12 protein-coding genes are annotated in these 12759 nt (G+C 64.4%); 6 read left to right on the top strand and 6 right to left on the bottom strand.

Annotation, left to right across the window (positions count from 1 at the left end):
- The first annotated feature begins 109 nt into the window (after positions 1-109).
- Both QRN11_RS03320 and QRN11_RS03315 read left to right on the top strand, forming a co-directional pair.
- Positions 110-451, top strand: coding sequence for a hypothetical protein (locus QRN11_RS03320; protein WP_091416326.1), 342 nt, complete (start codon positions 110-112; stop codon positions 449-451).
- Between the two features lie 257 nt (positions 452-708).
- Positions 709-1035, top strand: a complete 327-nt coding sequence (locus QRN11_RS03315) for a hypothetical protein (protein WP_285249875.1) — start codon at positions 709-711, stop codon at positions 1033-1035.
- A gap of 149 nt (positions 1036-1184) precedes the next feature.
- Here QRN11_RS03315 and QRN11_RS03310 read toward each other — a convergent pair whose 3' ends face one another.
- The 6 genes from QRN11_RS03310 to QRN11_RS03285 all read right to left on the bottom strand — a co-directional run bounded on the left by QRN11_RS03310 (position 1185) and on the right by QRN11_RS03285 (position 8193).
- Positions 1185-2960: an EAL domain-containing protein gene (locus QRN11_RS03310; RefSeq protein ID WP_285249874.1), complete on the bottom strand. Its 1776-nt coding sequence runs from the start codon at positions 2958-2960 to the stop codon at positions 1185-1187.
- Positions 2957-3793, bottom strand: a complete 837-nt coding sequence (locus tag QRN11_RS03305; protein ID WP_285249873.1) for an alpha/beta fold hydrolase — start codon at positions 3791-3793, stop codon at positions 2957-2959. Before QRN11_RS03305 ends, QRN11_RS03310 begins: the two co-directional genes overlap by 4 nt.
- A gap of 112 nt (positions 3794-3905) precedes the next feature.
- Positions 3906-5366, bottom strand: coding sequence for a TrkH family potassium uptake protein (locus QRN11_RS03300; RefSeq protein ID WP_350223962.1), 1461 nt, complete (start codon positions 5364-5366; stop codon positions 3906-3908).
- A complete protein-coding gene (locus tag QRN11_RS03295; RefSeq protein ID WP_091416338.1) occupies positions 5363-7345 on the bottom strand; it encodes an APC family permease in 1983 nt (660 codons plus the stop codon). The genes QRN11_RS03300 and QRN11_RS03295 overlap by 4 nt, the downstream gene beginning before the upstream one ends.
- Before the next feature lie 162 nt (positions 7346-7507).
- Positions 7508-7714, bottom strand: coding sequence for a helix-turn-helix domain-containing protein (locus tag QRN11_RS03290; protein ID WP_091416340.1), 207 nt, complete (start codon positions 7712-7714; stop codon positions 7508-7510).
- Positions 7714-8193, bottom strand: coding sequence for a DUF2975 domain-containing protein (locus QRN11_RS03285; protein ID WP_285249872.1), 480 nt, complete (start codon positions 8191-8193; stop codon positions 7714-7716). Before QRN11_RS03285 ends, QRN11_RS03290 begins: the two co-directional genes overlap by 1 nt.
- Positions 8194-8438: 245 nt before the next feature.
- Between QRN11_RS03285 and QRN11_RS03280 the strand changes: the two genes are divergently transcribed.
- The 4 genes from QRN11_RS03280 (at position 8439) to QRN11_RS03265 (ending at position 12737) form a co-directional block, all read left to right on the top strand.
- Positions 8439-9716 carry an ABC transporter substrate-binding protein gene (locus QRN11_RS03280; RefSeq protein WP_285249871.1) on the top strand — a complete coding sequence of 426 codons (1278 nt, stop codon included), beginning with the start codon at positions 8439-8441 and terminating at the stop codon, positions 9714-9716.
- 67 nt (positions 9717-9783) lie between these two features.
- On the top strand, positions 9784-10671 hold the full coding sequence (locus tag QRN11_RS03275) for a carbohydrate ABC transporter permease (protein WP_285249870.1): 888 nt from the start codon (positions 9784-9786) through the stop codon (positions 10669-10671).
- Positions 10671-11624: a carbohydrate ABC transporter permease gene (locus QRN11_RS03270; RefSeq protein WP_285249869.1), complete on the top strand. Its 954-nt coding sequence runs from the start codon at positions 10671-10673 to the stop codon at positions 11622-11624. The genes QRN11_RS03275 and QRN11_RS03270 overlap by 1 nt, the downstream gene beginning before the upstream one ends.
- Before the next feature lie 69 nt (positions 11625-11693).
- Positions 11694-12737 (top strand): LacI family DNA-binding transcriptional regulator, encoded by a 1044-nt coding sequence (locus tag QRN11_RS03265; RefSeq protein WP_285249868.1) that lies wholly within the window; start codon positions 11694-11696, stop codon positions 12735-12737.
- Positions 12738-12759: the final 22 nt, after the last annotated feature.

The raw sequence follows: 12759 nt of genomic DNA, 5'->3' as shown, positions 1-12759 counted from the left end.
GCAGGGGCCAGAAAGACGCCGGTTTGGGGGTCACAAAACCCTTGCAAAGGACTAGCGTTTGCCTTATGGGTGCTGATCCGCGCCCACAACCAAAGGGGAGGTTCATTTCATGGGTGAAGTGTGGATCCGTACGCTCGGCAACGGGTTGGTCCGGGCAGACTATGTCACCGAAATTTCATCCACCCGCGGGTCCCTTCATGAGGACCAGGGTTTTTCGCTGAAGGTCATCGTGGACGGCAAAGGCCATGTCCTGATTGATGACAGCGACCTGCAGGGCGGCCTGGCCGAGCGGCTCGAATACGCCCGGCACGTTGAAGACGCCCTGCTGCTCGCCATGGACGAAGCGCGGGAAATCGACGCCGCGGTGGTGATTTCCTACGAGCCGGAGCGCGAGCGCTGGTCATCGGCACCGGTGTCAGTAATAACGGGAAGGCTTCCGGAGGTGGTCTGACCTTCTGCTCGGAAGCATTTGGCGGGAAAGTACGACGTCGGCCGGCGGCACGGGTGCCGCCGGCTGCTGTTCAGGAAGAGGCGAGCGTGCTTGTTTTTGCCGCCCCTGGCGTCACAACATCAGCATCTACATTCGGTGTAATAAATACGTAACTGTTGCGTGGATCACATTCACCCCCTACTCTGATTGAGGCTTGAGAAACAGGCCAATGCAAGAAGCTGCAGCGTCGCAGCCAATGCCGGGGAAGGCTTTACATTTTGAACTCCAAGCTCAACATCGTTGTCCGTGTAGATCTCGACCACGCGAAAGCACTGGTGATTGCAAAGGGGCACATCACCGTGCACAGCGTGAATGCGCTTTATGTTGTGGCCAAGCGCGCCAATTCCATCAAACAGGGTTTGTACCTGGAGTTGGATGTCTCTCATGCCGTGGTGGATGACGAGGCACTGGAGCAGCTGCAGGCGTGCTCCCAGACCCATCACCTGCCGGCACTTATTGATCCGTACCAGAAGCCGTGCGATATCAGTGTCCTGGCACCGCGACGGCAACATACCACCTCGCGGCCGGAACTGCTCGCCGCATAAAGATTATGGCCAAGGCACCCGCAGCGCCCCCTGATCGGGCCAGTGGTGCCGGCCGCACACTTTCTTCTCTCCTTAGACTTTCCACCGACTGGAAGTGCAGCCGTATCCGAATAGACGGGTAGCCGCACTCCCAGTCCGGTGGAAACCTTTTATGCGATGGCGGGTTCGCCGTCACCGTGGGCGTCCAGCCACTCCTTCAGGGCCGGGGCAGGCAGCGGGCGGGCAAAGTGGTAGCCCTGTGCAAGGTCGCAGCCCATCGCCCTCAGCGTCTGGACCTGCCCTGACGTCTCCACGCCTTCGGCAACCGCCCGGATACCCACTGCATGGGCCAGGTCAATGCAGCTGCCCACGATCGCCGAGTCTCCAGAGTCCGAACCAAGCCCGTTGATAAAGGACCTGTCGATCTTCAGCTCGTCGATGGGGAACTTCTTCAGGTACGTCAGACTTGAGTAGCCCGTACCAAAATCGTCCACGGCGAGGTTGACACCGAGATTCCTCAGGGCTGTCAGCGACTCGAGTGCAGCGTCAGGGTCCGCCATCAGGGCCGTTTCGGTGATTTCCAGCAGCAGGTGTGACGGATCAATGTCCCGCAGCTGCAGTGCGCCTTCCACCATCGTCACCAGCTCCGGGTCGGTGAGCTGCCGGGCGGACAGGTTGACGGCGAATTCAAGGCCCGCGCCGCGGCGGCCTTCCCGGCGCCAGCTGTCCGCCTGCCTGAGGGTTTCGCCCAGGACCCAGGCTCCCAGCGGGCGCACCAGCCCGGATTCTTCAGCCATGGTGATGAATTCCGACGGCGGCAGCAGTCCGCGGGTCGGGTGTTGCCACCGGACCAGCGCCTCCACTCCAATGGTCCGCCCGGTGCGCAGGTCCACGCGCGGCTGGTAGTGGACGCGGAGTGCACCCTCGTTGATTCCCCGGCGGAGTTCGCCCAGCGCGCGGAGCCGGTCCACGGTGGGATCAGACGCCGCGGGCTCATGCAGTTCCCAGCGGCTGCGCCCCAGTTCCTTGGCCCGGTACATCGCGATGTCCGCGCGGCGAATCAGCTCTTCAAGGCCTTCCCCCTCCCCCTCCGCGGCAGCTACTCCAATGCTGGCGGAGGTGACTATTTCCAGGTCTTCGATCCGAATCGGCGTCTTGAGGATCTCCAGCAGTTCTGCCGCGAGGGCAGTGGCTTCGCCGGGGCCGGTGAAGGGGCCCACCACCACGAACTCGTCCCCGGAAAGCCGGGCCACGGCACCTGCATCCGGAGCTGCTTTTGCCAGGCGCTCCGCAACGGAGACCAACAGCTCATCCCCCGCCGAATGGCCCAGGCTGTCATTGACGGCCTTGAAGTGGTCGAGGTCGATGAACAGGACGGCCAGCCGGCCGCCGCCCTTAGCGCCATTTCCCGAAACCGCGTCCAGCTTCGCCTTCAGTCCGGCCCTGTTGGGCAGGCCGGTCAGGGCGTCATGCAGGGCGAGCCGCTGCAGTTCCTTTTCAGCCTCCGCCCGGCGGGCTTCGGATTCCTCGGCAGCCCGCACTGCCGATACCAGTTCCTTTTCATACGTCCGGCGCTCATGGGCGCTGAAGACGATCACGCGGACCATGGCCGGCTGCCCTCCGGAGCCCGTAGACCGTGACGCGGAGAGCAGCGCTGCGCGGCGCCCGCCGTCGGCGTCGATGATTTCAACGGCTATTTCGGAGACAGCGCCGTTGATGCCCAGCTGCGGGATGCAGTGGGTGGAATAGAGGATCTGGTCTCCCACGGGCATCAGCGACTGCAGCTTGGATCCGGTCAGCTTGCTGCGGGAGTAACCCGACCAGCGCACAAAGGTGTCGTTGACTGCGGTAATGCGTCCGGCGTCGTCGGTGATCAGATATCCACATGGCGCCTGTTGGAACAGCGCTTCAAAATCGGCCCGGTCCGGCTCGTCGGAACCTGTCACGTACTGGCCGATAGATAGTCCAGGATGGCCCGGGCGGTATCTTCGGGTGCACTGACGTGCGGGCAGTGGCCGGTGGCCTGCAGCTGCACCAGCGTGCTTCGTTCCAGATGCCCGTGTACATAGGAACCCACCTCCGGCGGCGCAAGCAGGTCATCGGAGCATTGGAGGATCAGGCTGTCAGTCCCCACCTGTTCCAGCATGGGCCTGGTGTCCGAGAGGAAGGTGACCCGCGCGAAATGCCGGGCGATGGAAGGATTGGTCCGGCAGAAACTGCTCCGGAGTTCTTCCGAGAGCTCCGGCGCCTCCGGGTGGCCCATGGCCATCGGTGCCAGCGCCTCAGCCCAGGCGAAGTAGTTGCTGTCCAGCGAAGCGAGCAGGCCTTCAATGTCCTCCTGCGAGAACCCGCCCACGTAACCATCGGCTAAGTCGTTGATGTAGCGCGGGGAAGGTGCCACCAGGACGAGCCGGGAGAACCGCTGCGGTTCCCGCGCGGCAGCGATCACCGCAACCATCGCGCTGACGCTGTGCGCCACCAGGATGACGTCTTCCAGCTCCAGGGCATCGCAGATTTCCAGGAGGTCCGCCGCGTAACCGTCCAGCGACGCGTACTTGTCGCGGTCGTAGGCGTCCACGTCAGAGCGGCCCGCGCCCACGTTGTCAAAGAGCACCAGCCGGTACGTGTCGGCGAAGTAGGGCAGGAGCCGGCGCCACATGTCCTGGTCGCAACCGTAGCCGTGCGCAAACATCATCACCGGCGCGTCGGCCTGCCCGGATATGGTGACGTTGTTCCGCCGGATAACGGGGGAAACTGCTGAGGTGACTGTTTCGACCATGCCGCACCGGCTTCCAAGGGGTAATAAGCAAGGTTGCTTCGTGTTGCCTCAGATATTAGCCGCGGCACGCCGGCGAATCCTAGGGCGGGGCCCGGCTTGATGGAATCTTTCCTTACCCGATGATGGGGCGCTCCTCCGGGAGACGGTACAGGCGCGGCCGTGACGAGAGGGCCAGGGCGGACGCTACCGTCACCGTGCCGATGCGTCCCGTGAACATCAGCGCCATCAGCACCCACTCCGCGGACGGGGGAAGGTTGTACGTGATGCCGGTACTCATGCCCACGGTGCCGAACGCCGAAATGGACTCGAACAGCACCTTCTCCAGGCTGTAGTCGGTGAAGATGAGCAGCAGCATGGTTCCGATCACCACGGCGGCGACCCCCAGCAGTGCCACGGACAGGGCCTGGCGCTGGGAGGAGGAACTGACGGACCGGTGCGCGATGGTCACCTGGTCGCGGCCCCGTACCTCGTTCCAGATGGCGAAGCCCAGCACCAGGAAGGTGGTGACCTTGATACCGCCGGCAGTGCCGGCGCTGCCGCCGCCGATGAACATCAGGATGTTGGTGACCATCAGCGTTTCCGGGGCTGCGGCGCCGTAGTCGATGCTGTTGAAGCCGGCAGTACGGGGAAAGACGCTGCCGGCGAAGGAACCGAGGATCTTGCCGGTGAGGGAGAGCGGACCGAGGGTTTCGTTCCGGTTCCACTCAAACGCCGCGAACAGCGCCATGCCGGCGATCAGGAGGAACAGCGTTCCATAGATGGTCAGGCGCAGGTGGACAGTCCAGTTCCGGGGTTTGGTCTCGCCGCGGGTGAGCTGGATGATCACCGGGAACCCCAGCCCCCCGGCAATGATGGCCAGGCAGATGGGGGTGATGATCCACGGGTCCTCGGCGAAGCCGATGAGGTTGTTGCTGTAGACCGAGAATCCCGCATTATTGAAGGCGGAGATGGCGTGGAAGATCCCGTGCCAGAGGGCAGTTCCGGGGTTCTGGTCGTACGCGATCCAGAACCGCGCTGTGAGGATCGCGGCCGTTGCGGCCTCGAAGGTCAACATGATTTTCGCTACCCGCAGCAGCACTGCCCGGACGTCGCCAAGGTTCAGGGTGTGGGTTTCCGTCTGGGCCACGAGCTGGCCGCGCAGGCCGATGCTCTTGCGGACCAGCAGCGCCAGGAGGGTGGCCAGCGTCATGATGCCAAAGCCGCCCACCTGGATGAGCGCCAGGATGACCACGTGCCCGAACGGGGTCCAGAATGTTGCCGTATCCACGGTGACCAGGCCCGTGACACACACGGCCGATACCGAGGTGAACAGGGAGTCCATAAACGCATCAGCGTCGGGATCGGTTCGTGAGGCCGGAAGCATCAGCAGCGCCGCGCCGATGAGGATGACCATCAGGAAGGCAACGGGAACAGCCCTGACCGGGTGGGTCATGATCCTGCGAACGACGTTTGCCTTCCGGCCCTCTCTTTCGTTTTTGGCGTCCCGCAGCATCTTTTGGACGGCGGCCACGCTGGCGGGGTCGGGACCCGGTTTGGCAGGTTCCGACGGCGGGAGGCTCCTTCGCAGGCTCATCCCACGTGGATGCCCGGCCGCCGGGCCGGGTCCGGTTCGTTCTCGCGGATGATTTCCCGGACCACCGGCGCAGTGTCGCCGCGGCCCAGGAGCAGGTAACGCATGAGGTGGGCCAAGGGGTTCCCTTCAGACCATTCAAAGTAGGCGTGCGGCTTGACGCCCGTGCCGTCGCGCAGGGCCAGGAGGATGGCTGCGATAGCGTTGGGGGCGGCAGGGCTCTGGGCGCGCAGGACCCGGTGGCCGGCCACTTCAACCCCGTGGACCTGCAACGTGTCGCTGAACTCGGACGGATCCGTGATGTCGATTTCCAGGAATATGACATCGGCCGTCCCGGGCACGGGGTTGTTCTCCCGCTGCACTGCTTCCTTGTCCGCGTACTCAGCGGCGTCACGCCCCTGCGGCCGGTTGGCAATGAGGTTGATCCGGCCGTCGTAATCCAGGGTGTCGCTGATGAACCGGCGCGCATCGTCGTCGAACTCGATCCTGTCCACCCGCAGCTCGGTGGTGCGGCTGATGCGGGAGACAAGGGAGACGGCCACAATGCCCAGGATGAAGAACCCGGAGATGGCCAGGCCGTCCGGTTTTTCAATGACGTTGGCCGCCAGTGCGTAGAGCATCACCAGGGTGAGCAGGGTGAAGCCTACGGCGGCGGCCCGCTGTTTGCGGCGGATGGCGGAGATGGTGACGGCGATGGCGCCGGAGACCATCATGGCCAGGATGCCGGTGGCGTAGGCGCCGGCCTGGGCGTTCACGTCGGCATTGAAGCCGATGGTGATCAGGATGCTGATGGCGGTGTAGACGAGCACCACGGGACGGACGGCGCGGGACCAGTCCGGGGCCATGCCGTAGGAGGGCAGGTAGCGGGGGACGATGTTGATCAGGCCGGCCATCGCGGAGGCGCCGGCGAACCACAGGATGAGGATGCTGCTCACGTCATAGACGGACCCGAATCCGTTGCCGAGATGCTCGTGGGCCAGGTACGCCAGGGCGCGGCCGTTGGCCTGTCCCCCGGCCTGGAACTCCTCGGCCGGGATCAGGACGGTGGTGACGAAGCTGCTTCCCAGCAGGTAGACGCTCATGATGAGTGCCGCCGTCGTGAGCAGCCTGCGCGTGTTGCGCACCCGGCTGGCCAGCTTTTCCTCAGGGGTGGCGCCTTTGGAGGACACCAGGGGCATCATGCTGACGCCGGTCTCGAATCCGGAGAGTCCCAGGACCAGCAGCGGGAAGGCCATCAGGGCCGGACCCACGATTCCGCCCGGTCCGCCGCCGGAGGAGGCCAGGGCGTCGGTCCACGTTCCAAGCGCGCCCGGAGTTGCGAGAACCTCGGTAATGCCGGCCCCGATGATGATCGCGTTCATCACCAGGAACACGGCCACCAATGGAATTGCGACGGCGACGGCTTCGGAAAAGCCCATCAGGAAAACGGCGCCGAGCACCAGGAGGAAGAAGACGGTAATGCCTACCGCCTGGCCTTCCAGGAAGGGCGGCAGGTACGGGTTCTCGAGCAGGTGCACGGTGGCGTCGGCCGCCGAGAGGGTGATGGTGATGATCCACGAGGTGGCAACGAAGCCCAGCAGGACCAGCACAAAAACTTTGCCGCGCCAGAAGGGCAGGAGCCGTTCGAGCATGGCCACCGATCCCTGCCCGTGCGGGCTTTCCTTGGCCACCCGCCGGTACATGGGGAGCATGCCCAGGAGCGTCAGGGCCACGATGAGCATGGTGGCCAGCGGCGAAAGGGCGCCGGCGGCGAGCGCTGCGATGCCCGGCAGGTAGGACAGGGTGGAGAAGTAGTCCACGCCGGTGAGGCACATGACCTTCCACCAGCTCTGCTGTGCGGCGTGGGCTTCATTGGCCTCGGGGCCGACGGGCTGGCTGACCCGGTGTTCCAGCAGCCACTTGGCTAATGCGCTCCGCGGTTCGGTTTCAAGCTCCGGGTTGGGAACGATGGCGGGAAGGGAAGACCGGGCGGAAGCCGTCAAGGACGTGTCTTTCTTTGGTGCCCGTTACGGGCGCAAGTTCCCCGGTTCCAGGCGCGACGCTGTGCTGATAACTAACGGAGCCTAGCACCGGGCCTCGCGCCTCCCGCCCGGAATTCCGGGGATCTTAACGCTTTCTTAACGCCTGCCGTAGCCGGACGTCCGTCAGTCCTCCACGAACTCCAGCAGGTCGCCCGGTTGGCAGTTCAGGACGCGGCACATGGCCTCCAGCGTGCTGAAGCGGACGGCCTTCGCGCGTCCGTTTTTGAGCACCGCCACGTTGGCGGGCGTCAGGCCCACGCGCTCGGCGAACTCCCCCACGCTCATCTTCTGCCTGGCCAGTTCGACGTCGATGCGCACCACGATGGGCATCAGATCACCGCTTCCATGTCGGAGCGGAGGTCCGCGGCCTGCCGGAGCAGGGCGCGCAGCACCACCACCACCAGGCCGACGGCGGCACCGGCCGCCAGCATCAGGATCAGCAGGAGCGGCACGCCCGGGTCATCGGCGTTGAGGACCACGATGGCCGAGAACACGGCCAGCATGGTCCAGGCTGCCGCGATGGCCCACATGATTGCGTCCACCCACACAAAAGCCCGCCTGCTGAAGATCCGGTCCTGCTTGACCATGGTCAGCAGCTTCCAGGTGCTGACGACCACCACCTGCACGCACGCCACCTCGAGGACTCCGAAGATGGTGAGCGGCCACTGGAGGTACGCCCGCTCCGGGTTTTCAGCTGCCATGTGGGCGAACTGGCCCGGCAGGGACATGACCTGGAACAGGACCAGGAGGAGGAACGCGCCCACAAGGACGATCCGAAGGGCGGTGACAGCCACGCGATTGATCTTCATGCATCGAGTTTCAGTTACTATCTATCGAAAGTCAATCGAACCGGCAGGTTACTCCTCCTTGAGGAGGTGGGTTTTAGACCCTTCGTGCGATCGTGTTTGAAAAAACGATTTTTCCGAGACGAAGGTGACTCTTGACACGTCCGCGCAGCGCGTCTTATGGTGTTGCCAAGTCGTTTTAGCAAAACGATTTTTCACCCCAAGCATTGTCTCGCCATTTCCGTTCGAGAGAAAGTGAGTCGACAGCGATGTCCACTCGAAAGACCATCAACAGGTTCGTCACCATCGGCGGCATCTGCACCGCCGTGGCACTGGCAGCCACCGGGTGCGGCGCGGGGGGCCCGTCCACCACGGGTAGCGCCGGCACCAGCACCGTCAACGTCCTGGTGGAGGCAGGCGGCCACGCCGAACTGACCGGCGTCGCCGAACAGTGCAAAAAGGACGCCGGAGTCAACGTCAACTTCGTCGAACTGCCCTACGACGGCATGTTCAACCGCCTCTCCAGCGAGTTCTCCTCCGGCAATGTCTCCTTCGACGTCGCAGCCCTGGACTCGGTCTGGCTGCCCAGCTTCAAGGACGCCGTCCAGCCCATCGACGAGATCTTCACCGATGAAGCCAAGAAGGACATCTTCCCGGCCCTGGTCAAGGAAGCGAATGTGGACGGGCACTTCATCGGCCTGCCTGCCTGGACCAACGCCGAGATCATCCTGTACCGCAAGGACCTCTTCGAGGACGCCAAGAACAAGGCGGATTTCCAGGCCAAGTACGGCTATGAGCTCGCCGCCCCCACCACCTGGAAGCAGTACCAGGACATCGCCGAATTCTTCACCAAGGACGGTATGTACGGCACCGACGTCAAGGGCGGCGTGGAAACCGAATGGCTCGCCCACGTCCTGCAGGCAGGCTCCCCCATGGTCCTGGACGGGGACAAGGTGGTCATCGACAACGCCGCCCACAAGGAAGCCCTGGACTTCTACGTCAGCCTGGTCAAGTCCGCCCCGTCCGGCGCCGCCCAGGTGGACTGGGCCGCCGCGCAGAACCTGTTCAACCAGGGCAAGACCGCAATGACCCGCTTCTGGGCCCATGCCTACCGGCAGATCCCCAAGGATTCACCGGTGGCCGGCAAGGTGGGCACGGCTCCGATGATCGCCGGGTCCGCCGGCATTGGCGGAGTCCCGGGGCCCTGGTACCTGACTGTCCCCAAGGCCACCAAGAACACGGACGCCGCCAAGAAGTTCATCAAGTGCGCCTATGACAACAACAGCATGGGCATCGAGTCCAGCCTCGGCCTGGCGTCCCGCATCTCAGCGTTCGAGAAGTACCAGGACAAATCAGGCTACGAGAGCTTTGGTCCGCTGATCGAAACCCTCAACGGCAAGGCCACGGCCACGCGCCCGGCCACCGAAAAGTGGCAGCAGATCGTGGACACCGTGCTGGTTCCGATGCTGCAGAAAGCCGTGGCCGGCGGTGACTCCGCCACCCTCCTCGCAGATGCCAAGAAGCAGATCGAGGACCTCGTCAAGTAAGACCCCCGCGGCCGGCACCTGGGTAGCCGGTGCCGGCAGCGGCCCCCAACCAGCGGAAGAGAAAACCGTGCGTATTTCCGATCGCCGCTTCGCATTGTTCCTGATGACACCAGCGGCGCTGTTCCTGGCAGTGTTTGTCGCGTTCCCGCTGTTCCGCCTCGTTGCGGACAGCTTCTTCAAGATCTCACCGATTGCCGGCGGTCCCCGCGACTTCGTGGGCCTGGACAACTACTTCCGGGCCTTCGCCTCCGAAGCCTTCACCGGCGCGGGCTGGCGGACCCTGGGCTACACCGTCATCGTGGTCACCCTCGAATTCGCCCTCGGCCTGGGCATGGCCCTGCTGTTCACCACCCTTGGGCGCAGCTCCCAAATCTGGCGGACAGTGTTCATGTACCCGCTGATGATCGCCCCCATCGTGGCAGGCCTCCTCTGGAAGTTCCTGATGATCGATAACTTCGGCCTCATCGGAACCCTCCTGCACCAGGCCGGCATCCTGTCCAACCCCAACCAGATCGGCTGGCTCTCGGACCCGGGCATCGTGCTCTACTCCGTGGCCATTCCGGATATCTGGCTGACCACGTCCTTTATGTGCCTGGTGCTCTTCGCCGGCCTGCAGAACATCCCGGGTGACCTGATCGAGGCGGCCCGCCTCGACGGTGCCCGCGCACCGGCCCTGCTGTTCCGCATCATCCTGCCCCTCCTGCGCCCGGTCATCGCCGTCGCGCTGGTGGTCCGCGGCATTGATGCGGCCCGGGCCTTCGACACCATCCTCATCCAGACCAACGGCGGCCCGCAGTCCGCCTCCGAAACCATGAGCCTGCTGATCTACCGGACCATGATCCGCTTCGGCGATCCCGGACTGGCCAGCGCCATGGGCACCCTCTACCTGCTGGCCATGCTCGCCGTCGCGTTTGTTGCGGTGTCCACCATCTGGCGGCCAGGAAAGGACAGCTGATGCGCGTCGCCGAGCGAATTAAGAACGACGCCGGGAAGTCACCTGCAGCGGTTGCGGGACCTTCCGCGCCAACCACCGGAAGCGGCAGCGGACGCAAGCGCCGGGGCGTCAACCGTGAAGGCCTGGAAGCAGGCCGCCGGAGCACCAGGACCCTGCTCTGGGTGCTTCTGGCAGCTGCCATGGTGCTCTACGGATTCCCGTTCCTGTACCTGCTCTTCACATCCTTCAAAACCCCCATCGATACCATCGCGGTGCCGCCCACCATCCTGCCGAAGGAATGGACGCTGGAGAACTACGCCAACGCCCTGGGCCGCAGCGGTGTGCTGGCTTCCTTCATCAACAGCATCCAGACGGCCATCATCAGCACCCTGCTGTCACTGGTGCTGGCGGTACCCGCGGCGTACGGCATCACCAGGTACCAGACCCTCAGCGGCCGGATCTTCATCATGGCCGCACTGGTTACCCGCATGGTGCCGCCGGTGGCCATCGGCATACCGCTGGCCTCGATGATGGCGTCCATGGGCCTGGCCGATACGCCCATCGCACTGTCCATCGCCCACACCACCATCTCGCTGCCGCTCTCCATCTGGCTGATGTCCAGCTTCTTCGAAGCGGTGCCCAAGGACCTGGAGGAGGCGGCCACCGTGGACGGTTGCAGCAGGCTCGGTGCCCTGTGGCGGGTGGTGATCCCGGTGGTGTCCGGCGGCATCGCCGTCACCGCGATCTTTGCCTTCCTGGCCTCCTGGAACGAGTTCCTGTTCGCACTGCTGATGACGGCGATCCGCTCCCAGACAACGCCGGTGGTGATTGCGAACTTCCAGACCCAGTTCGGACTGGACTGGGGGTCCATGACAGCCCTGGCCGCTGTGTACTCCATCCCGGTCATCCTGCTGACCCTGCTTTTGCAGCGCAAGATCGTCGCAGGCATGACGCTCGGCGCGGTCAAGGGCTAGACCACCAATAACCAGTAGCCTACTGATGACGCCCAGGGGCATCACCGACCATAAGGACGTGGGAGACAGATGAGCAACAAGAACATCGGGATCAAGGACGTGGCCACCGCCGCCGGCGTGTCCGTGACAACGGTCTCCCACGTCCTCAATGAAGTGGCCTATGCCCGGATCAGCCCCGAAACCAGGGACAAGGTCCGGTCCGCCGCGGAACAACTGGGGTACGGCCCAAACCGCCTGGCCCAGGCTCTCCGCACCCAGAGGACAGGCATGCTGGGCCTGGTGAGCGAAGACATTGCCACCACCCCCCACGCCGGCCGGATCATCCTGGGCGCCGAGGAGGCTGCCAAAGCACGCGGATACAACCTCATGATCATCAACACCTCCGGCTCAGCCAGCCTCGAATCCCGGCGGGACGATGTGGAGGCCCTCCTGGAACGCCGGGTTGACGGCATCCTCTACGCCACCATGTACCACCGCATCGTGGAGCTGCCGGCCAATCTCGGCAGCGTTCCCTCCGTCCTGGTGGACTCGGTGGCCGCCGGCGGAAACATCACCGCCGTCATCCCGGATGAGGAAGGCGGTGCCCGCACCGCCGTGGAAGCATTGCTCGCGGCCGGGCACCGGCGGATCGGCTTCCTCAACAACACCGACGATGTCCCCGCGACCCGCCAGCGGCTCCATGCCTTCCGGGCCACGCTGAAGGAAGCAGGGCTCGACGGCGACTCGGCACCTGTGGAGTCGGAGGTGTCCGAGGTGCACGGCGGCTATGCGGCGGCCCGCCGGATGCTGTCCCGGGATGACCGGCCTACGGCATTGTTCTGCTACAACGACCGGATGGCCATGGGCGCCTACCGCGCGGCTGCGGAACTGGGTCTCTCCATCCCCGGCGATCTCTCGGTGGTGGGCTTCGATGACCAGGAACTGATCGCCGCCAACCTCCACCCGGGCCTCACTACCGTTGCCCTCCCGCACTACGAGATGGGTGCCTGGGCCACCGAGCACCTGATTGACGCCGTTGAAGGCAAGACCGACCTTTCCCTCATGACACTTCACCCGACCATTCTCAGCTGCCCGCTGGTGAGCCGCGATTCCATCACGGCTCCCCGGCAATAGGCAGCCAGCCCCTTCCGTTTAC

Origin of the sequence: Pseudarthrobacter sp. fls2-241-R2A-168 (assembly GCF_030209335.1) — a bacterium.
In the GTDB taxonomy this organism is placed as follows: domain Bacteria; phylum Actinomycetota; class Actinomycetes; order Actinomycetales; family Micrococcaceae; genus Arthrobacter.
This window is presented reverse-complemented; position numbering and strand designations above follow the sequence as displayed.